Genomic DNA, 26,949 nt, shown 5'->3' with positions numbered 1-26,949 from the left:
GGGTTATATGGTCAAGTGAAGAAGCGCATACGGTGGATGCCTTGGCAGTCAGAGGCGATGAAAGACGTGGTAGCCTGCGATAAGCTTTGGGGAGTCGGCAAACAGACTGTGATCCAGAGATCTCTGAATGGGGGAACCCACTCAGCATAAGCTGAGTATCTTGTACTGAATACATAGGTGCAAGAGGCGAACCAGGGGAACTGAAACATCTAAGTACCCTGAGGAAAAGAAATCAACCGAGATTCCCTTAGTAGTGGCGAGCGAACGGGGACCAGCCCTTAAGTTGATTTGAGATTAGTGGAACGCTCTGGAAAGTGCGGCCATAGTGGGTGATAGCCCCGTACACGAAAATCTCTTATCAATGAAATCGAGTAGGACGGAGCACGAGAAACTTTGTCTGAATATGGGGGGACCATCCTCCAAGGCTAAATACTACTGACTGACCGATAGTGAACCAGTACCGTGAGGGAAAGGCGAAAAGAACCCCGGAGAGGGGAGTGAAATAGAACCTGAAACCGTATGCGTACAAGCAGTGGGAGCCTACTTTGTTAGGTGACTGCGTACCTTTTGTATAATGGGTCAGCGACTTATATTCAGTGGCGAGCTTAACCGAATAGGGGAGGCGTAGCGAAAGCGAGTCTTAATAGGGCGTTTAGTCGCTGGGTATAGACCCGAAACCGGGCGATCTATCCATGGGCAGGTTGAAGGTTAGGTAACACTGACTGGAGGACCGAACCGACTACCGTTGAAAAGTTAGCGGATGACCTGTGGATCGGAGTGAAAGGCTAATCAAGCTCGGAGATAGCTGGTTCTCCTCGAAAGCTATTTAGGTAGCGCCTCATGTATCACTGTAGGGGGTAGAGCACTGTTTCGGCTAGGGGGTCATCCCGACTTACCAAACCGATGCAAACTCCGAATACCTACAAGTGCCGAGCATGGGAGACACACGGCGGGTGCTAACGTCCGTCGTGAAAAGGGAAACAACCCAGACCGTCAGCTAAGGTCCCAAAGTCATGGTTAAGTGGGAAACGATGTGGGAAGGCTTAGACAGCTAGGAGGTTGGCTTAGAAGCAGCCACCCTTTAAAGAAAGCGTAATAGCTCACTAGTCGAGTCGGCCTGCGCGGAAGATGTAACGGGGCTCAAACCATGCACCGAAGCTACGGGTATCACCTTTGGTGATGCGGTAGAGGAGCGTTCTGTAAGCCTGTGAAGGTGAGTTGAGAAGCTTGCTGGAGGTATCAGAAGTGCGAATGCTGACATGAGTAACGACAATGCGAGTGAAAAACTCGCACGCCGAAAGACCAAGGTTTCCTGCGCAACGTTAATCGACGCAGGGTTAGTCGGTCCCTAAGGCGAGGCTGAAAAGCGTAGTCGATGGAAAACAGGTTAATATTCCTGTACTTCCAGTTATTGCGATGGAGGGACGGAGAAGGCTAGGCCAGCTTGGCGTTGGTTGTCCAAGTTTAAGGTGGTAGGCTGAGATCTTAGGCAAATCCGGGATCTCAAGGCCGAGAGCTGATGACGAGTTGCCTTTAGGCGACGAAGTGGTTGATGCCATGCTTCCAAGAAAAGCTCCTAAGCTTCAGATAACTGGGAACCGTACCCCAAACCGACACAGGTGGTTAGGTAGAGAATACCAAGGCGCTTGAGAGAACTCGGGTGAAGGAACTAGGCAAAATGGCACCGTAACTTCGGGAGAAGGTGCGCCGGTGAGGGTGAAGGACTTGCTCCGTAAGCTCATGCCGGTCGAAGATACCAGGCCGCTGCGACTGTTTATTAAAAACACAGCACTCTGCAAACACGAAAGTGGACGTATAGGGTGTGACGCCTGCCCGGTGCCGGAAGGTTAATTGATGGGGTTAGCGCAAGCGAAGCTCTTGATCGAAGCCCCGGTAAACGGCGGCCGTAACTATAACGGTCCTAAGGTAGCGAAATTCCTTGTCGGGTAAGTTCCGACCTGCACGAATGGCGTAACGATGGCGGCGCTGTCTCCACCCGAGACTCAGTGAAATTGAAATCGCTGTGAAGATGCAGTGTATCCGCGGCTAGACGGAAAGACCCCGTGAACCTTTACTATAGCTTTGCACTGGACTTTGAATTTGCTTGTGTAGGATAGGTGGGAGGCTTTGAAGTGGGGACGCCAGTTCTCATGGAGCCATCCTTGAAATACCACCCTGGCAACTTTGAGGTTCTAACTCAGGTCCGTTATCCGGATCGAGGACAGTGTATGGTGGGTAGTTTGACTGGGGCGGTCTCCTCCCAAAGAGTAACGGAGGAGTACGAAGGTGCGCTCAGACCGGTCGGAAATCGGTCGTAGAGTATAAAGGCAAAAGCGCGCTTGACTGCGAGACAAACACGTCGAGCAGGTACGAAAGTAGGTCTTAGTGATCCGGTGGTTCTGTATGGAAGGGCCATCGCTCAACGGATAAAAGGTACTCCGGGGATAACAGGCTGATACCGCCCAAGAGTTCATATCGACGGCGGTGTTTGGCACCTCGATGTCGGCTCATCACATCCTGGGGCTGAAGCCGGTCCCAAGGGTATGGCTGTTCGCCATTTAAAGTGGTACGCGAGCTGGGTTTAGAACGTCGTGAGACAGTTCGGTCCCTATCTGCCGTGGACGTTTGAGATTTGAGAGGGGCTGCTCCTAGTACGAGAGGACCGGAGTGGACGAACCTCTGGTGTTCCGGTTGTCACGCCAGTGGCATTGCCGGGTAGCTATGTTCGGAAGAGATAACCGCTGAAAGCATCTAAGCGGGAAACTTGCCTCAAGATGAGATCTCACTGGGATCTTGAATCCCCTAAAGGGCCGTCGAAGACTACGACGTTGATAGGTTGGGTGTGTAAGCGCTGTGAGGCGTTGAGCTAACCAATACTAATTGCCCGTGAGGCTTGACCATATAACACCCAAGCAATTTGCTTCTGCAGATTGCGGTGGTGAAGACGAAAGAACCGAAAGTTCGCAGCATCACAAATATCGCATATCCGAATTCGCTGGGCTGTCCATCTGGACATTCTGGCTACAGAATTTCTTGACGACCATAGAGCATTGGAACCACCTGATCCCATCCCGAACTCAGTAGTGAAACGATGCATCGCCGATGGTAGTGTGGGGTTTCCCCATGTGAGAGTAGGTCATCGTCAAGATTCATTTCGCAAAACCCCTATCTGCGCGAGCAGGTAGGGGTTTTGTCTTTTATGGGTTGATGCACGGCATTTGGGTCGTTTCGGGGGCCCTTTTCCTATGCAAGCCCACGACCCATAGCTATCATGCCAGCCTTATTCCAAGTCGAGACTGGCATGCTGAAGTTGTTGAATCTCCTCAAGGATGGCCGGTTCCATTCCGGAGAAGCCTTGGGTGCAGCCCTCGGGGTGAGCCGCAGCGCCGTTTGGAAGCAGCTGCAGCATCTGGAGAGTGAGCTAAATCTCACCATTCATAAGGTTCGCGGACGTGGCTATCAGCTAGCGGCGCCCCTGGCCTTGCTCGAAGCGAAGGCAATTGCCGAATATGCTGATGCTGATGCTGAGCAATGGCCAATGTTCATCCACGAAACCATCGACTCTACCAATGCTGAAGGGCTCCGGCTTGCAGGGCAGGGGCAAGCTGCTCCATTTCTGGTGCTTGCCGAGCGTCAGAGTGCTGGGCGTGGCCGTCGTGGTCGTCAGTGGGTAAGTCCTTTCGCGGAAAACCTTTATTACAGTCTAGTGTTACGTGTCGAAGGCGGTATGCGTCAGCTCGAAGGGCTGAGTCTGGTGGTCGGCTTGGCGGTAATGCGCACCTTGGAAGGCATCGGTGTTAAGGAAGTCGGGCTCAAGTGGCCTAATGATGTACTTGTGCGTGGGCAAAAAATCGCCGGCATCCTGCTTGAGTTGGTCGGTGATCCGGCAGACGTCTGTCACGTTGTTCTTGGCATTGGCGTCAATGTGAATATGCAGGTCAACGTCCATGTAGATCAGCAGTGGACCTCCATACGACGTGAGGTTGGCTCTCCCATCGATCGTAATCGGCTGGTCGCAATGCTCAGCCAGCAGCTGCAGCATGAATTGGCGCGTCACCGACGTTATGGTTTTGCCGCATTTCAGGAAGAATGGGAGCAAGCACATCTATGGCAGGGGCGTAATGTGTCGCTTGTTGCCGGCAGTACCCAGATCGATGGGGTAGTGCTCGGAGTGGACGGGCAGGGTGGCTTGCGCCTGGAGATCGATGGCGTGGAGAAGAGCTTCAGTGGTGGTGAGCTCAGTTTGAGGTTGCGTGATGATTCTTGAGCTCGATTGCGGTAACAGCTTCATCAAATGGCGAGTCATTCAGGCTGTCGACGCCACTATCGTGGGTGGCGGCATTGTGGATTCGGATCAGGCGTTGGTGGCCGAGGTCGGTACTTTGGCTTCGCTGCGTTTGTCGGGCTGCCGTATCGTCAGTGTGCGTAGTGAAGAAGAGACGGCAGCACTCTGTACGCTGATCGGTCAGGCGTTTTCTGTGGTACCGCGAGTTGCGGAACCAGCCCGTGAGATGGCCGGGGTACGCAATGGGTATGAGGATTTCCAGCGCCTTGGCATGGATCGCTGGCTCGCGGCGTTGGGCGCTTTCCACCTGGCCAAGGGTGCTTGCCTGGTGATCGACCTGGGTACAGCTGCCAAGGCCGACTTCATTGGCGCGGATGGCGAGCATCTGGGCGGGTACATCTGCCCGGGTATGCCACTGATGCGCAGCCAGCTGCGCACGCACACTCGACGTATCCGCTACGACGACGCATCTGCAGAGCGTGCTTTGACCAGTCTTGCTCCTGGCCGCTCAACTGTCGAGGCGGTCGAGCGTGGCTGCGTGTTGATGCTGCAAGGTTTTGCTCGTACGCAACTGGAGCAGGCACGCTCGCTGTGGGGGGAGGCCTTCACTGTGTTCCTCACTGGTGGGGATGCGCCGTTGGTACGTGAGGCTGCACCGCAGGCGCGCGTAGTTCCCGACTTGGTATTCGTTGGCCTGGCAATGGCCTGCCCTTTGAACTGAGGTGCTTATGCGTTGGTTGTTTCTGCTGTTGCTGGTGCTCAACGTCTTCTATTACGTCTGGCACCAACAGGAAGCCCCGCTAAAAGCCAAGGATGTCGCCCCGCTCTCGTTGTACAAGGGTAATCAGCAGGAGATTCGTCTATTGCGTGAAGCGGGGGTGGCTACGCCTGCCCGTCGCCGTGACGAATGCCTTGTGGTCGGTGGTCTGGGGGGGCGAGATCAAATCGACGCACTGCGTCAGCGCTTGCTGAGCCTGGATATCACCGCATTGCCGGTGTCTGGGCAGCTGCCCGGTGCTGATGGTCTCTGGCTCAAGATTTCCCCGGAAAGCGAGCGTTTACTGGACCAAACGGTCCTCGCCACTCTTTCCAACGATTTCAAAGACTTAAAACATAAAATTATTTTCTGCCAAGGTATTGCAACTGGCGAATAGCTTGATAGAATGGCGCCCGCTTCACAGGGAACACCACTGAGGTGGTAGACCTGGAAGTAGTGTCAAAGCAGCTAAGCTTCAGATTTGATTGAAAAAATTTGAAAAAAAGCTTGACACTGGGACGGCAGACAAATAGAATGCCGGCCACATCTGGAGGGATTCCCGAGCGGTCAAAGGGGACGGACTGTAAATCCGTTGCGAGAGCTTCGAAGGTTCGAATCCTTCTCCCTCCACCAGTTTTAGCGAGAGCCGCAAGCTCCGCGGGTATAGTTTAGTGGTAGAACCTCAGCCTTCCAAGCTGATGATGCGGGTTCGATTCCCGCTACCCGCTCCAAGTTTGCCGGATTTTGCACAAAGTGTTTCGCTCTTGTAGCTCAGTTGGTAGAGCACACCCTTGGTAAGGGTGAGGTCAGCGGTTCAAGTCCGCTCAAGAGCTCCATATAAACAAGGCAGATATGAAAATATCTGCCTTTGTTTTATCAGCGTAAGACTATTTCTTCTGCGGAGGATTGTATCGATGGCTAAGGAAAAGTTTGATCGTTCCCTTCCCCACGTTAACGTCGGCACTATCGGCCACGTTGACCACGGTAAGACCACTCTGACCGCAGCTCTGACTCGCGTTTGCTCCGAAGTTTTCGGCTCGGCAATCGTTGAGTTCGACAAGATCGACTCGGCTCCGGAAGAAAAAGCGCGCGGTATCACCATCAACACCGCTCACGTTGAGTACAACTCGACCATTCGTCACTACGCTCACGTTGACTGCCCAGGTCACGCTGACTACGTGAAGAACATGATCACCGGTGCTGCCCAGATGGACGGCGCGATCCTGGTTTGCTCGGCCGCCGATGGTCCGATGCCACAAACCCGTGAGCACATCCTGCTGTCCCGTCAGGTTGGCGTTCCGTACATCGTGGTCTTCCTGAACAAGGCTGACCTGGTAGACGACGCTGAGCTGCTGGAACTGGTCGAGATGGAAGTTCGCGACCTGCTGTCCACCTACGACTTCCCAGGCGACGACACTCCGATCATCATCGGTTCCGCTCGTATGGCCCTGGAAGGCAAAGATGACAACGAAATGGGCACTACCGCTGTCAAGAAGCTGGTAGAAACTCTGGACAGCTACATTCCTGAGCCAGTTCGTGCCATCGACCAGCCGTTCCTGATGCCGATCGAAGACGTATTCTCGATCTCGGGTCGTGGTACCGTTGTTACCGGTCGTATCGAGCGTGGTATCGTCCGCGTTCAGGATCCGCTGGAAATCGTTGGTCTGCGTGACACCACCACCACCACCTGCACCGGTGTTGAGATGTTCCGCAAGCTGCTGGACGAAGGTCGTGCTGGCGAGAACTGCGGCGTTCTGCTGCGTGGTACCAAGCGTGACGACGTTGAGCGTGGCCAGGTTCTGGTCAAGCCAGGTTCGGTCAAGCCGCACACCAAGTTCACCGCAGAAGTCTACGTTCTGTCGAAGGAAGAAGGCGGCCGTCACACTCCGTTCTTCAAAGGCTACCGTCCTCAGTTCTACTTCCGTACCACTGACGTGACCGGTAACTGCGAACTGCCGGAAGGCGTTGAAATGGTAATGCCAGGTGACAACATTCAGATGACTGTTACCCTGATCAAGACCATCGCAATGGAAGACGGTCTGCGCTTCGCTATCCGTGAAGGCGGCCGTACCGTCGGCGCCGGCGTCGTAGCAAAAATTATCGAATAAGTAGTTGATTTACTTGATCAGGCCGGTATAATGGCCGGCCTGATACAGCGTTACAGGTCAGTAGCTCAATTGGCAGAGCGACGGTCTCCAAAACCGTAGGTTGGGGGTTCGATTCCCTCCTGACCTGCCATTCACCTCAGTGTGATTGGCTTTCTTCTTACAGGATCCTCCTCGATGACTCCCAAAACTGAAGCCCAAGAATCGCGTTTTGATCTGTTCAAGTGGCTGGCTGTAGTGGCTTTGGTGGTTGTTGGCGTAGTGGGTAATCAGTATTACTCCGCCTCTCCAATCCTGTACCGCGTTCTTGCGCTTCTCGCCCTGGCTGCTGTTGCGGGCTTTGTAGCCCTGCAGACCGCGAAGGGTAAGTCGTTCTTTGCGCTTGCGAAGGAAGCTCGTACTGAGATCCGTAAAGTCGTGTGGCCGACCCGCCAGGAAACCACCCAGACCACGCTGATTGTCGTGGCTGTCGTGCTGGTTATGGCACTGCTGCTGTGGGGTCTTGATTCCCTGCTCGGCTGGGCGGTCTCCCTGATCGTTGGCTAAAGGTGTCCCGTGGCTAAGCGTTGGTATGTTGTGCATGCTTACTCGGGTTACGAGAAGCATGTTATGCGCTCCCTGATAGAGCGCGTCAAGCTGGCAGGCATGGAAGACGGTTTCGGTGAGATCTTGGTCCCGACCGAAGAAGTCGTCGAAATGCGCAACGGCCAGAAGCGCAAGAGTGAGCGTAAATTCTTCCCTGGCTATGTTCTGGTCCAGATGGAGATGAATGAAGGGACTTGGCACTTGGTCAAGGATACCCCTCGTGTGATGGGCTTTATTGGTGGTACTGCAGATAAGCCTGCTCCGATCACCGATAAAGAAGCTGAGGCTATCCTGCGTCGCGTTGCCGATGGCAGTGACAAGCCGAAGCCGAAGACGTTGTTTGAGCCAGGTGAAGTGGTTCGAGTCATTGATGGTCCGTTCGCTGACTTCAATGGTAACGTCGAAGAAGTTAACTACGAAAAGAGTCGCCTCCAAGTGGCGGTGCTCATTTTCGGTCGCTCTACTCCGGTGGAGCTCGAGTTCAGCCAGGTCGAAAAGGTCTAGGCGGACGAAGCATCCCATACCCCGCAGCCCTGTGTGCTGCGGGGTTTTGTCGTCACTGGGATAAAACGCAAGTCATCCGGGGAGCCATCTGGCGTTCGTACCCGATATTGGAGTAGCTCATGGCTAAGAAGATTCAGGCTTACATCAAGCTGCAAGTTAAGGCCGGCCAGGCCAACCCAAGCCCACCCGTTGGTCCAGCACTGGGCCAACACGGTGTGAACATCATGGAATTCTGCAAGGCCTTCAACGCCCGTACTCAGGGTCAAGAAGCCGGCCTGCCGACTCCTGTGATCATCACTGTTTACAGTGACCGTAGCTTCACTTTCGAAACCAAGAGCACCCCTGCCTCGGTTCTGCTGAAGAAAGCTGCTGGCCTGACCAGTGGTTCGGCTCGCCCGAACACCGTCAAAGTCGGTACCGTGACCCGTGCTCAGCTGGAAGATATCGCCAAGGCTAAACAGGCTGATCTGACCGCTGCTGACCTGGACGCTGCTGTACGCACCATCGCTGGCTCTGCCCGCAGCATGGGCCTGAACGTGGAGGGTGTGTAATGGCTAAGCTGACCAAGCGCCAAAAGGCTATTGCTTCGAAAGTCGAAGCTGGCAAAGTTTACAACTTCGAAGACGCAGCTGCGCTGCTGGCCGAACTGTCCACCGTGAAGTTCAGCGAGTCTTTCGACGTTGCCGTCAACCTCGGTGTTGACCCGCGTAAATCCGACCAGGTCGTTCGTAGCGCTACCGTGCTGCCACACGGCACTGGCAAGACCGTACGCGTTGCCGTCTTCACCCAGGGCCCAGCTGCTGAGGCCGCTCTGGCTGCCGGCGCTGACCGTGTAGGTATGGACGATCTGGCTGCCGAAATGAAGGGCGGCGACCTGAACTATGACGTCGTCATCGCATCGCCTGATGCAATGCGCGTTGTGGGTCAGTTGGGTCAGGTTCTGGGTCCTCGCGGCCTGATGCCTAACCCGAAAGTCGGTACTGTGACTCCTGATGTTGCCACGGCTGTGAAAAACGCCAAGGCCGGTCAGGTTCGCTATCGCACCGACAAAAACGGTATCATCCACACCTCCGTTGGCAAGGTCGGCTTCGAAGCTGGCAAGCTGAAGGAAAACGTTGAAGCCCTGATCGCTGATCTGAAGCGTATCAAACCGGCTTCTTCGAAAGGTATCTACGTCAAGCGCGTTACCCTGAGCACCACTATGGGCCCAGGTCTGGTCATCGATCAGAGCTCGCTGAACGCGTAAGGCAATGATGGCGCGATCCGTCGCGCCATCAGCAAAATTGGGGTCCCTGCCTGGCGGGGGCTATCCAAGACCGTAGGCGGCGCAAGTCTTAAACCTCAAGCCTACGCAGATGGTGCTCCCGATTCGTTACCGAATCAGACACCAAAACGACATCCGGCTTCGGCCAGATGAAACGGTAAAAACCAGGAGTAAACCCGTGGCAATTAAACTCGAAGACAAGAAAGCCATCGTCGCTGAAGTCAACGAGGCTGCCAAAGTCGCTCTGTCCGCTGTCGTGGCCGATGCCCGTGGTGTGACTGTAAGCGCAATGACCGGACTCCGTAAAGAGGCCCGCGAAGCTGGCGTATACGTACGTGTCGTACGTAACACCCTGCTCAAGCGCGCAGTTGAAGGCACCGAGTATTCGATCCTCAACGACGCGTTCAAAGGCCCGACCCTGATTGCTTTCTCCAACGAACACCCGGGCGCTGCTGCTCGTCTGTTCAAGGAGTTCGCTAAGGGTCAGGACAAGTTCGAGATCAAGGCAGCTGCGTTTGACGGCAATTTCATTGCCGCCAACCAGATCGATGTACTGGCTACCTTGCCGACCCGTGACGAAGCTATCGCACGTCTGATGAGCGTCATTCAAGGCGCCACCAGCAAGCTGGCTCGTACTCTGGCGGCCGTTCGCGACCAGAAAGAAGCTGCTGCTGCCTAAGGCCGCGTAACCTCTTTCAAAATCATATGTTTAATTTGATGGCTGCGTAGGCTGTCACCCCAATACAGGATTTAAGTCATGTCCCTGACTAACGAGCAAATCATCGAAGCAATCGGCCAGAAAACCGTTCTGGAAGTTGTTGAGCTGATCAAAGCTATGGAAGAAACCTTCGGCGTTACCGCTGCTGTTGCCGCTGCTGGCCCAGCTGCTGCTGCTGCCGTTGTTGAAGAGCAGACCGAGTTCAACGTTGTTCTGGTTGAAGCCGGCGACAAGAAAGTGAACGTGATCAAAGCCGTTCGCGAACTGACCGGTCTGGGCCTGAAAGAAGCCAAAGAGAAAGTCGACGGCGCTCCTCAGGTCGTAGCTGAAGGCGTTTCGAAAGAAGCCGCTGAAGACGCTAAGAAGAAGCTGGAAGAAGCAGGCGCTAAAGTCGAGCTGAAGTAATCTCGACTTTGCGACTCCAGCCGGAGCGTTGAGCAAAGGCTGATGGCTGGTGGCTTATGCCACCGGCCTTTTTCCGTTATTGGTGGCCGATCAGGTCGGCCCCGATAACAAGCTGCAAGACACCCATGTGGGTGGCGCAAACCAAGGGGTTTGCACGATTTTCTGGCTGCTCCCGCCGGGAGAAGCCAAACAAGCAGGTGACCAAGCTGGGGAACGCTGATGGCTTACTCATACACTGAGAAAAAACGTATCCGCAAGGACTTTAGCAAGTTGCCGGACGTCATGGATGTGCCTTACCTCCTGGCCATCCAGCTGGATTCGTATCGCGAATTCCTGCAAGCGGGAGCATCCAAGGATCAGTTCCGCGACGTCGGCCTGCACGCGGCCTTCAAATCGGTATTTCCGATCATCAGCTACTCCGGCAATGCTGCCCTGGAGTACGTAGGCTATCGCCTGGGCGAACCCGCCTTCGATGTGAAGGAATGTGTCCTGCGTGGCGTGACCTTCGCGGTCCCACTGCGGGTCAAGGTGCGCCTGATCATCTTCGACAAGGAATCGTCGAACAAAGCGATCAAGGACATCAAAGAGCAAGAAGTCTACATGGGTGAAATCCCCCTGATGACTGAGAACGGTACCTTTGTTATCAACGGTACCGAGCGTGTGATCGTTTCCCAGCTGCACCGTTCGCCTGGTGTGTTCTTCGACCACGACCGTGGCAAGACGCACAGCTCCGGCAAGCTGCTGTACTCCGCTCGCATCATTCCGTACCGCGGCTCCTGGTTGGACTTCGAGTTCGACCCGAAAGACTGCGTGTTCGTCCGTATCGACCGTCGTCGCAAACTGCCGGCCTCGGTACTGCTGCGCGCCCTGGGTTACAGCACCGAAGAGGTTCTGAACACCTTCTACACCACCAACGTGTTCCATATTTCCGGCGAGAAACTCAGCCTGGAACTGGTGCCGCAGCGTCTGCGTGGTGAAGTTGCGGTCATGGACATCCATGACGAAACGGGCAAGGTCATCGTTGAACAGGGCCGCCGCATTACCGCGCGCCACGTTAATCAGCTCGAGAAGGCCGGTGTGAACCAGCTGGACGTTCCGATGGAATACGTCCTGGGTCGCACCACTGCCAAGGCCATCGTGCATCCGGCCACCGGCGAGATCATCGCTGAGTGCAACACCGAGCTGACCACCGAGCTGCTGATCAAGATCGCCAAGGCTCAGGTCGTTCGCATCGAGACGCTGTACACCAACGACATCGACTGCGGTCCGTTCATCTCGGACACCCTGAAGATCGACACCACCAGCAACCAACTGGAAGCTCTGGTCGAGATCTACCGCATGATGCGTCCAGGTGAGCCGCCGACCAAGGATGCTGCCGAGACCCTGTTCAACAACCTGTTCTTCAGCGCCGAGCGTTACGACCTGTCGGCCGTAGGCCGCATGAAGTTCAATCGCCGTATCGGTCGCACCGAGATCGAAGGTTCGGGCGTGCTGAGCAAGGAAGATATCGTCGAGGTCCTCAAGACCCTTGTAGATATCCGTAACGGCAAAGGCATTGTTGACGACATCGACCACTTGGGTAACCGTCGCGTACGTTGCGTCGGCGAGATGGCCGAGAACCAGTTCCGTGTTGGCCTGGTGCGCGTCGAGCGCGCGGTCAAGGAACGCCTGTCGATGGCTGAAAGCGAAGGCCTGATGCCGCAGGACCTGATCAACGCCAAGCCGGTTGCGGCGGCGGTGAAAGAGTTCTTCGGTTCCAGCCAGCTCTCGCAGTTCATGGACCAGAACAACCCGCTCTCCGAGATCACCCACAAGCGCCGTGTTTCCGCACTCGGCCCGGGCGGTTTGACCCGTGAGCGTGCAGGCTTCGAAGTCCGTGACGTACACCCGACCCACTACGGCCGCGTGTGCCCGATCGAGACCCCTGAAGGTCCGAACATCGGTCTGATCAACTCCCTGGCGGCCTATGCCCGCACCAACCAGTACGGCTTCCTGGAAAGCCCGTACCGCGTGGTGAAGGAAGGCGTGGTCAGCGACGATATCGTGTTCCTGTCGGCGATCGAAGAAGCGGATCACGTCATCGCCCAGGCTTCGGCCGCGATGAACGACAAGAAGCAACTGATCGACGAACTGGTGGCCGTTCGTCACCTGAACGAATTCACCGTCAAGGCGCCGGAAGACGTCACCCTGATGGACGTATCGCCGAAGCAGGTTGTTTCCGTTGCTGCCTCGCTGATTCCGTTCCTCGAGCACGACGACGCCAACCGTGCACTCATGGGTTCGAACATGCAGCGTCAGGCTGTACCAACCCTGCGTGCTGACAAGCCGCTGGTCGGTACCGGCATGGAGCGCAACGTTGCCCGTGACTCCGGTGTCTGCGTGGTTGCTCGTCGCGGTGGTGTGATCGACTCCGTCGATGCCAGCCGTATCGTCGTTCGCGTAGCCGACGACGAAGTCGAGACCGGCGAAGCAGGTGTGGATATCTACAACCTGACCAAGTACACCCGCTCCAACCAGAACACCTGCATCAACCAGCGTCCGCTGGTGAGCAAAGGTGACAAGGTTGCGCGTGGCGACATCATGGCCGACGGCCCGTCCACCGACATGGGTGAACTGGCTCTGGGTCAGAACATGCGCATCGCGTTCATGGCGTGGAACGGCTTCAACTTCGAAGACTCCATCTGCCTCTCCGAGCGTGTGGTTCAGGAAGACCGTTTCACCACAATCCACATTCAGGAACTGACCTGTGTGGCGCGTGACACCAAGCTTGGCCCAGAGGAAATCACTGCGGACATCCCGAACGTGGGTGAAGCTGCACTGAACAAGCTGGACGAAGCCGGTATCGTCTACGTAGGTGCTGAAGTCGGCGCTGGCGACATCCTGGTCGGCAAGGTCACGCCAAAAGGCGAAACCCAGCTGACTCCGGAAGAAAAACTGCTGCGCGCGATCTTCGGTGAGAAGGCCAGCGACGTTAAGGACACCTCCCTGCGCGTGCCGACTGGCACCAAGGGTACCGTCATCGACGTACAGGTATTCACCCGTGATGGCGTAGAGCGCGACAGCCGCGCACTGGCCATCGAGAAGATGCAGCTGGACGAGATTCGCAAGGACCTCAACGAAGAGTTCCGCATCGTCGAAGGTGCAACCTTCGAGCGTCTGCGTTCTGCCCTGAACGGCCAAGTGGTCGACGGTGGTGCGGGCCTGAAAAAAGGTACCGTGATCACTGACGAAGTGCTGGACGGTCTGGAGCACGGCCAGTGGTTCAAACTGCGCATGGCTGAAGATGCACTGAATGAGCAGCTGGAAAAGGCTCAGCAGTACATCGTCGATCGCCGTCGCCTGCTGGACGACAAGTTCGAAGACAAGAAGCGCAAGCTGCAGCAGGGCGATGACCTGGCACCGGGCGTACTGAAGATCGTCAAGGTTTACCTGGCCATCCGCCGTCGCATCCAGCCGGGTGACAAGATGGCCGGTCGTCACGGTAACAAAGGTGTGGTCTCGGTGATCATGCCGGTAGAAGACATGCCGCACGATGCCAACGGTACTCCGGTCGACGTCGTACTGAACCCGCTGGGCGTACCTTCGCGTATGAACGTCGGTCAGATCCTTGAAACCCACCTGGGCCTCGCGGCCAAAGGTCTGGGTGAGAAGATCGACCGCATGATCGAAGAGCAGCGCAAGGCCGCTGAGCTACGTGGCTTCCTCACCGAGATCTATAACGAGATCGGTGGTCGTCAGGAGAACCTGGAAGAGTTCACCGACGAAGAGATCCTCGCCCTGGCGCACAACTTGAAGAAAGGCGTGCCTATGGCTACCCCAGTCTTCGACGGTGCCAAGGAGCGCGAGATCAAGGCCATGCTGAAGCTGGCTGATCTGCCAGAGAGCGGCCAGATGGTGCTGTTCGACGGCCGCACTGGCAACAAGTTCGAGCGTCCTGTGACCGTTGGTTACATGTACATGCTCAAGCTGAACCACTTGGTGGACGACAAGATGCACGCGCGTTCCACTGGTTCCTACAGCCTGGTTACCCAGCAGCCGCTGGGTGGTAAGGCGCAGTTCGGTGGCCAGCGTTTCGGGGAGATGGAAGTGTGGGCGCTGGAAGCATACGGCGCGGCATACACCCTGCAAGAAATGCTCACAGTGAAGTCGGACGACGTGAACGGCCGTACCAAGATGTACAAGAACATCGTGGATGGCGATCACCGTATGGAGCCGGGCATGCCCGAGTCCTTCAACGTGTTGATCAAAGAGATCCGTTCGCTCGGTATCGATATCGATCTGGAAACCGAATAACACGTGACGCGAAGGGGAGCGGGGCTGGTACAGCCCGCTTCCTGCTCCGCCAGGAGGAAAGGCCTTGAAAGACCTACTGAATTTGCTGAAAAACCAGGGTCAAGTCGAAGAGTTCGACGCCATCCGCATCGGTCTGGCGTCGCCTGAAATGATCCGTTCGTGGTCGTTCGGTGAAGTTAAGAAGCCGGAAACCATCAACTACCGTACGTTCAAACCTGAACGTGACGGCCTTTTCTGCGCCAAGATCTTTGGCCCGGTGAAGGACTACGAGTGCCTGTGCGGCAAGTACAAGCGCCTCAAGCATCGCGGTGTGATCTGCGAGAAGTGTGGCGTTGAAGTTGCCCTGGCCAAGGTTCGTCGTGAGCGCATGGCGCACATCGAGCTGGCCTCGCCGGTTGCTCATATCTGGTTCCTGAAGTCGCTGCCGTCCCGTATCGGCCTGCTGATGGACATGACCCTGCGTGACATCGAGCGCGTGCTCTACTTTGAGAGCTACGTCGTTATCGATCCGGGCATGACTACCCTCGAGAAGGGTCAGCTGCTCAACGACGAGCAGTACTTCGAAGCGCTGGAAGAGTTCGGTGACGATTTCGATGCCCGCATGGGTGCCGAGGCTGTCCGCGAGCTGCTGCACGCTATCGACCTGGAGCACGAGATCGGTCGCCTGCGCGAAGAGATTCCGCAGACCAACTCGGAAACCAAGATCAAGAAGTTGTCCAAGCGCCTGAAGCTGATGGAAGCTTTCCAGGGCTCGGGCAACCTCCCTGAGTGGATGGTCCTGACCGTTCTGCCAGTACTGCCGCCGGACCTGCGTCCGCTGGTACCGCTGGATGGCGGCCGCTTCGCGACCTCCGACCTGAACGACCTGTATCGTCGGGTGATCAACCGTAACAACCGTCTGAAGCGCCTGCTCGATCTGTCGGCGCCTGACATCATCGTGCGCAACGAAAAGCGCATGCTGCAGGAAGCGGTAGACGCCCTGCTGGACAACGGCCGTCGCGGTCGCGCCATCACTGGCTCGAACAAGCGTCCGCTGAAGTCCCTGGCCGACATGATCAAAGGTAAGCAAGGTCGTTTCCGTCAGAACTTGCTCGGCAAGCGTGTGGACTACTCCGGCCGTTCGGTAATTACCGTAGGCCCGACCCTGCGTCTGCATCAGTGCGGTCTGCCGAAGAAGATGGCCCTCGAGCTGTTCAAGCCGTTCATTTTCGGCAAGCTGGAAATGCGTGGTCTGGCGACCACCATCAAGGCTGCCAAGAAGATGGTCGAGCGCGAGCTGCCAGAGGTATGGGACGTTCTCGCTGAAGTAATTCGCGAACACCCCGTATTGCTGAACCGTGCACCGACCCTTCACCGTCTGGGTATCCAGGCGTTCGAGCCTGTGCTCATCGAAGGCAAGGCCATTCAGCTGCACCCGCTGGTCTGTGCTGCGTACAACGCCGACTTCGACGGTGACCAGATGGCCGTTCACGTGCCTCTGACCCTGGAAGCACAGCTTGAAGCGCGCGCGCTGATGATGTCGACCAACAACATTCTGTCGCCAGCCAACGGTGAGCCAATCATCGTTCCGTCGCAGGACGTTGTACTGGGTCTGTACTACATGACCCGTGAAGCCATCAATGCCAAGGGCGAAGGTCGCGTATTCGCCGACCTGCAGGAAGTCGACCGCGTATTCCGCGCCGGCGAAGCCGCTCTGCACGCGAAAATCAAAGTCCGTATCAACGAGACCGTGAAAGACCGTGATGGCAGCATCACCAAGAACACCCGCATCGTCGACACCACTGTCGGCCGTGCACTGCTGTTCCAGGTTGTACCGGCAGGCCTGCCGTACGATGTGGTCAACCAGCCGATGAAGAAGAAGGCGATCTCCAAGCTGATCAACCAGTGCTACCGCGTGGTTGGTCTGAAAGAGACCGTTATCTTCGCCGACCAGTTGATGTACACCGGTTTCGCCTACTCGACCATTTCCGGTGTTTCCATCGGTGTGAATGACTTCGTCATCCCTGATGAAAAAGCACGCATCATTGGTAGCGCCACTGATGAAGTGAAGGAAATCGAGAGCCAGTACGCCTCCGGCCTGGTAACCCAGGGCGAGAAGTACAACAAGGTCATCGACTTGTGGTCCAAGGCGAACGACGAAGTGTCCAAGGCGATGATGGCCAACCTCTCGAAAGAGAAGGTCATTGACCGCGAGGGCAAAGAAGTCGAGCAAGAGTCCTTCAACTCGATGTACATGATGGCTGACTCCGGTGCGCGGGGTTCCGCAGCACAGATCCGTCAGCTGGCCGGTATGCGTGGCCTGATGGCCAAGCCGGACGGCTCGATCATCGAGACGCCGATCACTGCGAACTTCCGTGAAGGTCTGAGCGTACTCCAGTACTTCATCTCGACTCACGGTGCTCGTAAAGGTCTGGCGGATACCGCGTTGAAGACTGCGAACTCCGGTTACCTGACCCGTCGTCTGGTGGATGTTGCGCAAGACCTGGTTGTAACCGAGATCGATTGCGGTACCGACCATGGCCTGCTGATGACTCCGCACATCGAAGGCGGTGACGTCGTGGAGCCGTTGGGCGAGCGTGTACTGGGCCGTGTCATCGCCCGTGACGTGTTCAAGCCGGGCACCGAGGACGTCATCGTTCCTGCCGGTACCCTGGTCGACGAGCAGTGGGTCGAGTTCATCGAGCTGAACAGCATCGACGAAGTTGTCGTGCGTTCGCCGATCAACTGCGAAACCCGCTACGGTATCTGCGCCAAGTGCTACGGTCGAGACCTGGCTCGCGGTCATCAGGTGAACATCGGTGAAGCTGTCGGCGTTATCGCTGCACAGTCGATCGGTGAGCCGGGTACCCAGCTGACCATGCGTACGTTCCACATCGGTGGTGCTGCAAGCCGTACTTCCGCTGCCGACAGCGTTCAGGTGAAGAACGGCGGTATGGTGCGTCTGCACAACCTGAAGCAGGTCGAGCGTGCCGATGGCAACCTGGTTGCCGTATCGCGTTCCGGTGAGCTGGCCATTGCCGATGAATTCGGCCGTGAGCGCGAGCGTTACAAGCTGCCTTACGGTGCGGTGATTTCGGTCAAGGAAGGTGACAAGGTCGAAGCTGGCGCAATCGTCGCCAAGTGGGACCCGCACACCCACCCGATCGTTACCGAGCTGAAAGGTACCGTGACCTTCGTGGGCATGGAAGAAAACATCACCATCAAACGTCAGACCGACGAGCTGACCGGCCTGACCAACATCGAAGTGCTGGACGTCAAGGATCGCCCTGCCGCAGGCAAGGAAATCCGTCCGGCAATCAAGATGGTCGATGCCAATGGCAAGGATCTGTACCTGCCAGGTACCGACGTACCTGCACAGTACTTCCTGCCAGCGAACGCTTTGGTTGGTGTTGCTGACGGTGCACAGATCGGCGTTGGTGACGTTATCGCGCGTATCCCGCAAGAAACGTCGAAGACCCGTGACATCACCGGTGGTCTGCCACGTGTTGCCGACCTGTTCGAAGCGCGTCGTCCGAAAGAAGCCTCGATTCTGGCTGAAGTCAGCGGTACCATCGCATTCGGCAAGGAGACCAAAGGTAAGCGTCGTCTGGTCATTACCCCGACCGACGGTAGCGATCCGTACGAAGAGCTGATTCCGAAGTGGCGTCACCTGAACGTCTTCGAAGGCGAACAGGTAAACCGCGGCGAAGTTATCTCCGACGGCCCGAGCGATCCGCACGACATCCTGCGTCTGCTAGGTGTGAGCGCGCTGGCGAAATACATCGTCAACGAGATCCAGGACGTTTACCGTCTGCAAGGCGTTAAGATCAACGACAAGCACATCGAGACCATCCTGCGTCAGATGCTGCGTAAGGTCGAGATCTCCGAGTCGGGCGATTCCAGCTTCATCAAGGGCGACCAGATGGAACTGACTCAGGTGCTGGTCGAGAACGAGCGTCTCGCCGCCGATGACAAGTTCGTCTCGAAGTTCACCCGTGTGCTGCTGGGTATCACCAAGGCGTCGCTTTCGACCGAGTCGTTCATCTCCGCGGCTTCCTTCCAGGAAACCACCCGCGTACTGACCGAAGCGGCCGTAACCGGCAAGCGCGATTACCTGCGCGGCCTGAAAGAGAACGTGGTCGTGGGTCGTCTGATCCCGGCCGGTACCGGTCTGGCCTACCACAGCGAGCGTAAGCGTCGCCGTGATGCCGACAAACCGCTGCGCGTAAGTGCCAGTGAGGTGGAAGCCGCACTGACCGAAGCGCTGAATTCCAGCGGTAACTGAGTACACGGCAGGGCCCCGGCAAGCCCCGAACGGTCATCGGAGACATGAAATGTTGCCGATGATCGGGCGGGGAGGGCCGGGGCCTTGTCTTGACTGGGTGCAAGATCCTCTTTAGACTTTTGTACCCTTAAATTTGGTGAGGCTCCGTCTCGCCAATTTTTGGCTTTCTTGCAAGACAATAGAGTCGCAAGACAATCAGTGGAGCTAGTAGATGGCAACTATCAACCAGCTGGTACGTCAGCCGCGTAAGCGTTCGGTCGAAAAGTCCGACGTTCCTGCGCTGCAGAACTGCCCGCAACGTCGTGGCGTGTGCACCCGCGTGTACACCACCACGCCGAAAAAACCTAACTCGGCACTGCGTAAAGTATGCCGTGTGCGTCTGACCAACGGTTTCGAGGTTTCCTCGTACATCGGCGGTGAAGGCCACAACCTGCAAGAGCACAGCGTCGTCCTGATTCGTGGCGGCCGTGTAAAAGACTTGCCAGGTGTTCGTTACCACACCGTTCGCGGCTCTCTGGATACTTCGGGCGTCAAAGGCCGTAACCAGGGTCGTTCGAAGTACGGTACCAAGCGTCCGAAGTAATCGGCCGTTTGCAGACATCCATTTTTTTGAGTCGATAAGAGTAAGGTCGGGCAGGGGTCGAAGACCCACGTCCCGGGCTAACCTGAAGACCGTTTGAGGGCTTATCATGCCAAGACGTCGTGTAGCAGCAAAACGTGAGATCCTTGACGATCCGAAGTACGGATCCCAGATCCTCGCCAAGTTCATGAACCACGTGATGGAAAGCGGCAAGAAGGCCGTAGCCGAGCGCATCGTTTACGGTGCTCTGGATACCGTCAAAGCACGCAAGAACAGCGACCCCCTGGAAATCTTCGAGAAAGCTCTCGACGCCATCGCTCCGCTGGTCGAAGTAAAGTCCCGTCGTGTCGGCGGTGCCACTTACCAGGTTCCGGTTGAAGTTCGTCCATCCCGTCGTAACGCTCTGGCAATGCGCTGGCTCGTAGACTACGCCCGCAAGCGCGGCGAGAAGTCGATGGCTCTGCGCCTGGCCGGTGAGCTGCTGGATGCTGCCGAAGGCAAGGGTGCTGCAGTCAAGAAGCGTGAAGACGTGCACCGTATGGCTGAAGCCAACAAAGCGTTCTCGCACTACCGCTTCTAATTCAAGCATCAACATTTTTGCGAGGGCTTTATGGCTCGTACTACAGCAATTAACCGCTACCGTAACATCGGTATCTGTGCCCACGTTGACGCGGGCAAGACTACCACTACCGAGCGGATCCTGTTCTACACAGGTCTGAGCCACAAGATGGGCGAGGTGCACGACGGCGCCGCGACCACCGACTGGATGGTGCAGGAGCAGGAGCGCGGTATCACCATTACCTCCGCTGCCGTTACCACCTTCTGGAAGGGTTCCGTTGGTCAGTACGACAACTACCGTGTAAACGTCATCGATACCCCCGGCCACGTTGACTTCACCATTGAAGTAGAGCGTTCGCTGCGTGTACTCGACGGCGCGGTCGTTGTGTTCTGCGGCACCTCCGGCGTTGAGCCTCAGTCCGAAACCGTATGGCGTCAGGCCAACAAGTACGGCGTTCCGCGTGTTGTTTACGTGAACAAGATGGACCGTGCCGGTGCAAACTTCCTGCGCGTCGTAGGTCAGATCAAGAACCGTCTGGGTCACACTCCGGTTCCTGTTCAGCTGGCCATCGGTTCGGAAGATAACTTCCAGGGTCAGGTCGATCTGATCAAGATGAAGGCTATCTACTGGAACGACGACGACAAAGGCACCACCTATCGCGAGGAAGAAATTCCTGCCGATATGCTGGAGCTGGCTCAAGAGTGGCGCTCCAACATGGTTGAAGCTGCTGCCGAGTCCAGCGAAGAGCTGATGAACAAGTACCTGGAAGGCGAAGAGCTGACCGTCGAAGAGATCAAAGCCGGTCTGCGCGCGCGCACCCTGGCCAGCGAAATCGTACCGGCTGTCTGCGGTTCGTCGTTCAAGAACAAGGGTGTTCCCCTGGTTCTCGACGCCGTCATCGACTACCTGCCTGCCCCGACCGAGATCCCTGCAATCCAGGGTATCAACCCGGACGACAAGGACCTGGACAAAGACGATCCGGCTGTTCGTAAAGACGAGCGTCACGCCGACGACGACGAGCCGTTCTCGGCTCTGGCGTTCAAGATCGCGACCGACCCGTTCGTTGGTACTCTGACCTTCGTTCGCGTCTACTCGGGCGTCCTGAGCTCCGGTGACTCTGTCATCAACTCGGTCAAGGGCAAGAAAGAGCGCGTTGGTCGTATGGTGCAGATGCACGCCAACCAGCGTGAAGAGATCAAGGAAGTGCGCGCTGGTGACATCGCGGCACTGATCGGCATGAAGGACGTGACCACGGGCGAAACCCTGTGCAACGCCGACAAGCCAATCATTCTTGAGCGTATGGACTTCCCTGAGCCGGTCATTTCGCTCTCCGTCGAGCCGAAAACCAAGGCTGACCAGGAGAAGATGGGTATTGCTCTGGGCAAGCTGGCCCAGGAAGACCCGTCGTTCCGCGTCAAGACCGACGAAGAGACTGGCCAGACCATCATCTCGGGCATGGGTGAGCTGCACCTGGACATCCTCGTTGACCGCATGAAGCGTGAGTTCAACGTCGAAGCCAACATCGGTAAGCCGCAGGTTTCGTACCGCGAGAAGATCACCAAATCCGGCGTTGAGATCGAAGGCAAGTTCGTTCGTCAGTCGGGTGGTCGTGGTCAGTTCGGTCACTGCTGGATCCGTTTCTCGGAGCCAGATCAGGACGAGAAAGGCAACATCACCGAAGGTCTGGTGTTCTCCAACGAAGTCGTTGGTGGTGTGATTCCTAAGGAATTCATCGCCCCGATCCAGAAGGGTATCGAAGAGCAGATGAAAAACGGCGTCGTTGCCGGTTATCCTCTGATCGGCCTGAAGGCCACGGTATTCGACGGTTCGTACCACGACGTCGACTCCAACGAAATGGCGTTCAAGATCGCTGCTTCGATGGCAACCAAGCAACTGGCCCAGAAGGGTGGTGGCGTGGTCCTCGAGCCGATCATGAAGGTCGAAGTTGTAACCCCGGAAGACTACCTGGGTGACGTGATGGGTGACCTGAACCGTCGTCGTGGTCTGGTCCAGGGTATGGATGAGTCGGTCTCCGGCCGTGTCGTCCGTGCTGAAGTACCGCTCGGAGAGATGTTCGGTTATGCGACCGACGTTCGTTCCATGTCTCAGGGTCGCGCAAGCTACTCCATGGAATTCTCCAAATACGCCGAAGCTCCGTCGAACATCGTCGAAGCACTCGTTAAAAAACAAGGCTAATCCCCTTTAGGCAAGAGGTTCACTGTCGTGGCTAAAGAAAAATTTGATCGTTCCCTTCCGCACGTTAACGTTGGCACCATCGGCCACGTTGACCACGGTAAGACCACTCTGACCGCAGCTCTGACTCGCGTTTGCTCCGAAGTTTTCGGCTCGGCAATCGTTGAGTTCGACAAGATCGACTCGGCTCCGGAAGAAAAAGCGCGCGGTATCACCATCAACACCGCTCACGTTGAGTACAACTCGACCATTCGTCACTACGCTCACGTTGACTGCCCAGGTCACGCTGACTACGTGAAGAACATGATCACCGGTGCTGCCCAGATGGACGGCGCGATCCTGGTTTGCTCGGCCGCCGATGGTCCGATGCCACAAACCCGTGAGCACATCCTGCTGTCCCGTCAGGTTGGCGTTCCGTACATCGTGGTCTTCCTGAACAAGGCTGACCTGGTAGACGACGCTGAGCTGCTGGAACTGGTCGAGATGGAAGTTCGCGACCTGCTGTCCACCTACGACTTCCCAGGCGACGACACTCCGATCATCATCGGTTCCGCTCGTATGGCCCTGGAAGGCAAAGACGACAACGAAATGGGCACTACCGCTGTCAAGAAGCTGGTAGAAACTCTGGACAGCTACATTCCTGAGCCAGTTCGTGCCATCGACCAGCCGTTCCTGATGCCGATCGAAGACGTATTCTCGATCTCGGGTCGTGGTACCGTTGTTACCGGTCGTATCGAGCGTGGTATCGTCCGCGTTCAGGATCCGCTGGAAATCGTTGGTCTGCGTGACACCACCACCACCACCTGCACCGGTGTTGAGATGTTCCGCAAGCTGCTGGACGAAGGTCGTGCTGGCGAGAACTGCGGCGTTCTGCTGCGTGGTACCAAGCGTGACGACGTTGAGCGTGGCCAGGTTCTGGTCAAGCCAGGTTCGGTCAAGCCGCACACCAAGTTCACCGCAGAAGTCTACGTTCTGTCGAAGGAAGAAGGCGGCCGTCACACTCCGTTCTTCAAAGGCTACCGTCCTCAGTTCTACTTCCGTACCACTGACGTGACCGGTAACTGCGAACTGCCGGAAGGCGTTGAAATGGTAATGCCAGGTGACAACATTCAGATGACTGTTACCCTGATCAAGACCATCGCAATGGAAGACGGTCTGCGCTTCGCTATCCGTGAAGGCGGTCGTACCGTCGGCGCCGGCGTCGTAGCCAAAATCATCGAGTAATCACTCGACCGATTGAAAAAAACCCCCGCTCAGCGGGGGTTTTTTTTATTGGGTTGACACTAAATAGGGGCGTCTATAGAATCACGCCTCCTTTTAGCGGGCGTAGTGCGTCCGTTGGGAACAGCCTGGAGTCTGAAATCCAATGCAAAATCAGCAAATCCGAATCAGGTTGAAGGCTTTCGACCATCGCCTGATCGACCAATCCACCCAGGAAATCGTGGAAACCGCGAAACGTACTGGTGCACAAGTGCGTGGTCCAATTCCACTGCCTACCCGCAAAGAGCGTTTCACCGTTCTGGTCTCCCCGCACGTCAACAAAGACGCGCGTGACCAGTACGAGATTCGCACTCATAAGCGTGTTCTGGACATCGTCCAGCCGACGGATAAAACCGTTGACGCGCTGATGAAGCTTGATCTGGCGGCAGGTGTGGAAGTGCAGATCAGCCTCGGCTAAGACTTCGGTCTTGTCGTGTAACGCTCTGAAATGGGCGGCCATAGCGGGTGAAAGCCCCGTACACTCATGAGGTTTACAACATGACTATTGGTGTAGTCGGTCGCAAGTGCGGTATGACCCGCATTTTCACCGAAGAAGGTGTCTCCATTCCGGTCACGGTCATTGAGATCGAGCCGAATCGCGTCACCCAGTTCAAAACTGAAGAAACCGATGGCTACCGTGCAGTGCAAGTCACTGTCGGCGAGCGTCGTGCTTCGCGTGTGACTGCCGCTCAGGCAGGTCACTTCGCCAAGGCCAACGTTGCCGCTGGTCGCGGTGTCTGGGAGTTCCGCCTTGAAGAAGGCGAGTTCCAGGCTGGCGACTCGATCAAAGCTGAACTCTTCACTGCAGGCCAGCTGGTAGACGTTACTGGTCAGTCCAAAGGTAAAGGCTTTGCCGGTACCATCAAGCGCTGGAACTTCCGTGGCCAGGACAACACCCACGGTAACTCCGTGTCGCACCGTGTCCCAGGCTCCATCGGCCAGTGCCAGACTCCTGGTCGTGTGTTCAAGGGCAAGAAAATGTCCGGTCACATGGGCGCCGAGCGCGTGACTGTTCAGTCCCTGGAAGTAGTTCGCGTAGACGCTGAGCGCAACCTGCTGCTGGTCAAGGGTGCCGTTCCTGGCGCTACTGGCGGCGACGTGGTTGTACGTCCAGCTGTCAAGGCTCGCGGTTAAGGGGAAACTGACATGCAACTTAATGTAAATGACGCTCAGGCGATCGAAGTTTCCGAACTGACTTTCGGTGGCGAATTCAACGAGACGCTGGTACACCAAGCAGTCGTGGCCTACATGGCTGGCGGCCGTCAGGGCACCAAGCAGCAAAAGACCCGTTCCGACGTGGCTGGTGGCGGTAAGCGCCCATGGCGTCAGAAGGGTACTGGCCGTGCTCGTGCTGGTACCACTCGTGGTCCGATCTGGCGTGGCGGTGGTGTAACCTTCGCAGCTCGTCCTCAGGATCACTCGCAGAAGCTCAACAAGAAGATGTATCGCGCAGCTCTGCGCTCCATCCTCGCTGAGCTGGTGCGTAGCGACCGTCTGGTCGTGGTTCAGGACTTCGCTGTTGAAGCACCGAAAACCAAAGATCTGCTGAACAAGCTGAACGGCATGGGTCTGAGCGACGTTCTGATCGTTTCGGACGCTGTTGATCAGAACCTGTACCTGGCTGCTCGTAACCTGCCGCACGTCGATGTACGTGACGTTCAAGGTTCCGACCCGGTCAGTCTGATCGCATACGAGAAAGTGTTGATCACTGTCTCGGCCGTGAAGAAATTCGAGGAGCTGCTGGGATGAACCAGGAACGCGTATTTAAAGTCCTCCTTGGCCCGCACGTTTCCGAGAAGGCTACCGTTCTGGCTGAGAAAAAAGGCCAGTTCGTATTCAAGGTTGCTACTGACGCAACCAAGCTGGAAATCAAGAAAGCTGTCGAAGGCCTGTTCAACGTAAAAGTTGAAAACGTGTCGACTGTTAACGTTCTGGGTAAAACCAAGCGTACCGCACGTGGTCTGGGCAAGCGTAATGACTGGAAGAAGGCGATCGTCTCCCTTCAGCCAGGCCAAGATCTCGATTTCAGCAGCAGTGCTGAGTAAGGAAGGGGTGCATCATGGCAATCGTTAAATGCAAACCGACTTCCCCTGGCCGCCGTTTCGTGGTCAAGGTGGTCAACCAGGAGCTGCATAAAGGCGCTCCTCACGCACCGCTGCTCGAGAAGAAATCGAAGTCTGGTGGTCGTAACAACAATGGCCGCATCACCACTCGTCACGTTGGTGGTGGTCATAAGCAGCATTACCGTCTGGTCGACTTCCGTCGCAACGACAAAGATGGCATCCCAGCCACTGTCGAGCGTATCGAATACGATCCAAACCGTACTGCTCACATCGCCCTGCTGTGCTACGCAGACGGTGAGCGTCGCTACATCATCGCCCCTAAAGGCGTAAGTGCTGGCGACCAGCTGATCGCAGGTGCTCTGGCCCCAATCAAGGCCGGTAACTCCCTGCAGCTGCGCAACATCCCAGTAGGTAGCACCATTCACGGCATCGAACTGAAGCCGGGTAAAGGTGCTCAGATCGCTCGTTCCGCTGGTGCTTCGGCTCAGCTGATCGCTCGTGAAGGCGTCTACGTGACTCTGCGTCTGCGTTCCGGTGAGATGCGTAAAGTACTGGCTGAGTGCCGTGCGACCCTGGGCGAAGTCTCGAACTCCGAGCACAGCCTGCGCTCGCTGGGTAAAGCTGGTGCCAAACGCTGGCGCGGCGTTCGCCCAACCGTTCGTGGTGTTGCCATGAACCCGGTTGACCACCCACATGGTGGTGGTGAAGGTCGTACCTCCGGTGGTCGTCATCCGGTATCGCCATGGGGCTTCCCAACCAAGGGTGCTAAAACCCGTGGTAATAAGCGTACCGACAACATGATCGTCCGTCGTCGCAAGTAACTAGAGGGATACGACAGTGCCACGTTCTCTGAAAAAAGGTCCTTTTATCGATCTTCACCTGCTGAAGAAGGTCGAAGTGGCGGTGGAGAAGAATGATCGCAAGCCAGTTAAAACCTGGTCGCGTCGTTCGATGATCCTGCCACAAATGGTCGGTCTGACCATCGCGGTTCACAACGGTCGCCAGCATGTTCCAGTTCTCGTGAACGAAGACATGGTCGGCCACAAACTGGGCGAGTTCGCCGGTACCCGCACCTATCGCGGGCACGTGGCTGACAAGAAAGCCAAGCGTTAAG

The 26,949-nt window shown here is 56.5% G+C and carries 23 protein-coding genes, 4 tRNA genes and 2 rRNA genes; all 29 read left to right on the top strand.

From position 1 onward, the window contains the following. The first annotated feature begins 9 nt into the window (after window positions 1–9). Window positions 10–2,901: ribosomal RNA gene (locus JET17_RS24300) — 23S ribosomal RNA — on the top strand. Between the two features lie 131 nt (window positions 2,902–3,032). Beyond that, a 5S ribosomal RNA gene (gene rrf, locus JET17_RS24295) occupies window positions 3,033–3,148 on the top strand. 153 nt (window positions 3,149–3,301) lie between these two features. Beyond that, window positions 3,302–4,267, top strand: coding sequence for a bifunctional biotin--[acetyl-CoA-carboxylase] ligase/biotin operon repressor BirA (gene birA, locus JET17_RS24290; protein WP_012316528.1), 966 nt, complete (start codon window positions 3,302–3,304; stop codon window positions 4,265–4,267). After that, entirely contained in the window at window positions 4,257–5,006 is a 750-nt protein-coding gene (locus tag JET17_RS24285) for a pantothenate kinase (protein WP_012316527.1), read from the top strand. Before birA ends, JET17_RS24285 begins: the two co-directional genes overlap by 11 nt. Before the next feature lie 7 nt (window positions 5,007–5,013). Further along, window positions 5,014–5,439, top strand: a complete 426-nt coding sequence (locus JET17_RS24280) for a hypothetical protein (RefSeq protein ID WP_012316526.1) — start codon at window positions 5,014–5,016, stop codon at window positions 5,437–5,439. Window positions 5,440–5,591: 152 nt separating this feature from the next. After that, window positions 5,592–5,675: transfer RNA gene (locus tag JET17_RS24275), tRNA-Tyr, on the top strand. A gap of 24 nt (window positions 5,676–5,699) precedes the next feature. After that, window positions 5,700–5,773 (top strand) — tRNA-Gly (locus tag JET17_RS24270). 29 nt (window positions 5,774–5,802) lie between these two features. Then, window positions 5,803–5,878, top strand: a tRNA-Thr gene (locus tag JET17_RS24265). Window positions 5,879–5,956: 78 nt separating this feature from the next. Beyond that, window positions 5,957–7,150, top strand: coding sequence for an elongation factor Tu (tuf, locus tag JET17_RS24260; RefSeq protein ID WP_003255489.1), 1,194 nt, complete (start codon window positions 5,957–5,959; stop codon window positions 7,148–7,150). Window positions 7,151–7,204: 54 nt separating this feature from the next. Continuing rightward, window positions 7,205–7,280 (top strand) — tRNA-Trp (locus tag JET17_RS24255). Window positions 7,281–7,324: 44 nt separating this feature from the next. After that, a complete protein-coding gene (gene secE / locus JET17_RS24250) occupies window positions 7,325–7,693 on the top strand; it encodes a preprotein translocase subunit SecE (RefSeq protein WP_008089117.1) in 369 nt (122 codons plus the stop codon). A gap of 9 nt (window positions 7,694–7,702) precedes the next feature. Further along, window positions 7,703–8,236 carry a transcription termination/antitermination protein NusG gene (gene nusG / locus JET17_RS24245; RefSeq protein WP_012316525.1) on the top strand — a complete coding sequence of 178 codons (534 nt, stop codon included), beginning with the start codon at window positions 7,703–7,705 and terminating at the stop codon, window positions 8,234–8,236. A 119-nt stretch (window positions 8,237–8,355) separates the two neighbouring features. Next, window positions 8,356–8,787 carry a 50S ribosomal protein L11 gene (gene rplK, locus JET17_RS24240; RefSeq protein WP_003255500.1) on the top strand — a complete coding sequence of 144 codons (432 nt, stop codon included), beginning with the start codon at window positions 8,356–8,358 and terminating at the stop codon, window positions 8,785–8,787. Then, window positions 8,787–9,482 (top strand): 50S ribosomal protein L1, encoded by a 696-nt coding sequence (gene rplA / locus JET17_RS24235; RefSeq protein ID WP_012316524.1) that lies wholly within the window; start codon window positions 8,787–8,789, stop codon window positions 9,480–9,482. Before rplK ends, rplA begins: the two co-directional genes overlap by 1 nt. Window positions 9,483–9,678: 196 nt before the next feature. Then, a complete protein-coding gene (gene rplJ, locus JET17_RS24230) occupies window positions 9,679–10,179 on the top strand; it encodes a 50S ribosomal protein L10 (RefSeq protein WP_012316523.1) in 501 nt (166 codons plus the stop codon). Between the two features lie 78 nt (window positions 10,180–10,257). After that, window positions 10,258–10,623, top strand: a complete 366-nt coding sequence (rplL, locus tag JET17_RS24225; protein ID WP_003255496.1) for a 50S ribosomal protein L7/L12 — start codon at window positions 10,258–10,260, stop codon at window positions 10,621–10,623. A gap of 49 nt (window positions 10,624–10,672) precedes the next feature. Beyond that, window positions 10,673–10,843 carry a hypothetical protein gene (locus JET17_RS24220; protein ID WP_155294789.1) on the top strand — a complete coding sequence of 57 codons (171 nt, stop codon included), beginning with the start codon at window positions 10,673–10,675 and terminating at the stop codon, window positions 10,841–10,843. Continuing rightward, entirely contained in the window at window positions 10,843–14,916 is a 4,074-nt protein-coding gene (gene rpoB / locus JET17_RS24215) for a DNA-directed RNA polymerase subunit beta (RefSeq protein ID WP_012316522.1), read from the top strand. The genes JET17_RS24220 and rpoB overlap by 1 nt, the downstream gene beginning before the upstream one ends. A gap of 64 nt (window positions 14,917–14,980) precedes the next feature. Further along, window positions 14,981–19,180, top strand: a complete 4,200-nt coding sequence (rpoC, locus tag JET17_RS24210) for a DNA-directed RNA polymerase subunit beta' (protein WP_012316521.1) — start codon at window positions 14,981–14,983, stop codon at window positions 19,178–19,180. Window positions 19,181–19,391: 211 nt separating this feature from the next. Then, window positions 19,392–19,763 carry a 30S ribosomal protein S12 gene (rpsL, locus tag JET17_RS24205; protein ID WP_003255492.1) on the top strand — a complete coding sequence of 124 codons (372 nt, stop codon included), beginning with the start codon at window positions 19,392–19,394 and terminating at the stop codon, window positions 19,761–19,763. Window positions 19,764–19,869: 106 nt separating this feature from the next. After that, the gene (rpsG, locus tag JET17_RS24200) at window positions 19,870–20,340 is read left to right on the top strand and encodes a 30S ribosomal protein S7 (protein ID WP_003246741.1); all 471 of its coding nucleotides are present in this window, start codon (window positions 19,870–19,872) and stop codon (window positions 20,338–20,340) included. Between the two features lie 30 nt (window positions 20,341–20,370). Beyond that, the gene (fusA, locus tag JET17_RS24195; protein ID WP_012316520.1) at window positions 20,371–22,515 is read left to right on the top strand and encodes an elongation factor G; all 2,145 of its coding nucleotides are present in this window, start codon (window positions 20,371–20,373) and stop codon (window positions 22,513–22,515) included. Window positions 22,516–22,542: 27 nt separating this feature from the next. Beyond that, window positions 22,543–23,736, top strand: coding sequence for an elongation factor Tu (gene tuf / locus JET17_RS24190; protein ID WP_003255489.1), 1,194 nt, complete (start codon window positions 22,543–22,545; stop codon window positions 23,734–23,736). Window positions 23,737–23,878: 142 nt separating this feature from the next. Continuing rightward, window positions 23,879–24,190, top strand: a complete 312-nt coding sequence (rpsJ, locus tag JET17_RS24185; protein ID WP_003186070.1) for a 30S ribosomal protein S10 — start codon at window positions 23,879–23,881, stop codon at window positions 24,188–24,190. Between the two features lie 80 nt (window positions 24,191–24,270). Further along, window positions 24,271–24,906 carry a 50S ribosomal protein L3 gene (gene rplC, locus JET17_RS24180; RefSeq protein WP_012316519.1) on the top strand — a complete coding sequence of 212 codons (636 nt, stop codon included), beginning with the start codon at window positions 24,271–24,273 and terminating at the stop codon, window positions 24,904–24,906. 12 nt (window positions 24,907–24,918) lie between these two features. Further along, entirely contained in the window at window positions 24,919–25,521 is a 603-nt protein-coding gene (rplD, locus tag JET17_RS24175) for a 50S ribosomal protein L4 (protein ID WP_003255485.1), read from the top strand. Next, window positions 25,518–25,817 carry a 50S ribosomal protein L23 gene (gene rplW, locus JET17_RS24170; protein WP_003255484.1) on the top strand — a complete coding sequence of 100 codons (300 nt, stop codon included), beginning with the start codon at window positions 25,518–25,520 and terminating at the stop codon, window positions 25,815–25,817. The genes rplD and rplW overlap by 4 nt, the downstream gene beginning before the upstream one ends. 14 nt (window positions 25,818–25,831) lie before the next feature. Further along, entirely contained in the window at window positions 25,832–26,656 is an 825-nt protein-coding gene (gene rplB, locus JET17_RS24165; protein ID WP_012316518.1) for a 50S ribosomal protein L2, read from the top strand. 16 nt (window positions 26,657–26,672) lie between these two features. After that, complete coding sequence (gene rpsS, locus JET17_RS24160; protein WP_003255482.1) at window positions 26,673–26,948, top strand: 30S ribosomal protein S19; 276 nt, start codon at window positions 26,673–26,675, stop codon at window positions 26,946–26,948. Window position 26,949: the final 1 nt, after the last annotated feature.

This window comes from Pseudomonas putida (genome assembly GCF_016406145.1).
Taxonomy (GTDB): domain Bacteria; phylum Pseudomonadota; class Gammaproteobacteria; order Pseudomonadales; family Pseudomonadaceae; genus Aquipseudomonas; species Aquipseudomonas putida_E.
This window is presented reverse-complemented; position numbering and strand designations above follow the sequence as displayed.

Bases quoted from the DNA above. Each gene is read 5' to 3' on its own strand.
- rplL (WP_003255496.1), top strand. From the start codon at position 10,258: ATGTCCCTGACTAACGAGCAAATCATCGAAGCAATCGGCCAGAAAACC.
- rpsL (WP_003255492.1), top strand. From the start codon at position 19,392: ATGGCAACTATCAACCAGCTGGTACGTCAGCCGCGTAAGCGTTCGGTC.
- rpsJ (WP_003186070.1), top strand. From the start codon at position 23,879: ATGCAAAATCAGCAAATCCGAATCAGGTTGAAGGCTTTCGACCATCGC.
- tuf (WP_003255489.1), top strand. From the start codon at position 5,957: ATGGCTAAGGAAAAGTTTGATCGTTCCCTTCCCCACGTTAACGTCGGC.
- rpsG (WP_003246741.1), top strand. From the start codon at position 19,870: ATGCCAAGACGTCGTGTAGCAGCAAAACGTGAGATCCTTGACGATCCG.
- JET17_RS24280 (WP_012316526.1), top strand. From the start codon at position 5,014: ATGCGTTGGTTGTTTCTGCTGTTGCTGGTGCTCAACGTCTTCTATTAC.
- rplC (WP_012316519.1), top strand. From the start codon at position 24,271: ATGACTATTGGTGTAGTCGGTCGCAAGTGCGGTATGACCCGCATTTTC.
- birA (WP_012316528.1), top strand. From the start codon at position 3,302: ATGCTGAAGTTGTTGAATCTCCTCAAGGATGGCCGGTTCCATTCCGGA.
- rpoB (WP_012316522.1), top strand. From the start codon at position 10,843: ATGGCTTACTCATACACTGAGAAAAAACGTATCCGCAAGGACTTTAGC.
- rplB (WP_012316518.1), top strand. From the start codon at position 25,832: ATGGCAATCGTTAAATGCAAACCGACTTCCCCTGGCCGCCGTTTCGTG.
- JET17_RS24285 (WP_012316527.1), top strand. From the start codon at position 4,257: ATGATTCTTGAGCTCGATTGCGGTAACAGCTTCATCAAATGGCGAGTC.
- rplD (WP_003255485.1), top strand. From the start codon at position 24,919: ATGCAACTTAATGTAAATGACGCTCAGGCGATCGAAGTTTCCGAACTG.
- rplK (WP_003255500.1), top strand. From the start codon at position 8,356: ATGGCTAAGAAGATTCAGGCTTACATCAAGCTGCAAGTTAAGGCCGGC.
- rplA (WP_012316524.1), top strand. From the start codon at position 8,787: ATGGCTAAGCTGACCAAGCGCCAAAAGGCTATTGCTTCGAAAGTCGAA.
- fusA (WP_012316520.1), top strand. From the start codon at position 20,371: ATGGCTCGTACTACAGCAATTAACCGCTACCGTAACATCGGTATCTGT.
- rplW (WP_003255484.1), top strand. From the start codon at position 25,518: ATGAACCAGGAACGCGTATTTAAAGTCCTCCTTGGCCCGCACGTTTCC.
- secE (WP_008089117.1), top strand. From the start codon at position 7,325: ATGACTCCCAAAACTGAAGCCCAAGAATCGCGTTTTGATCTGTTCAAG.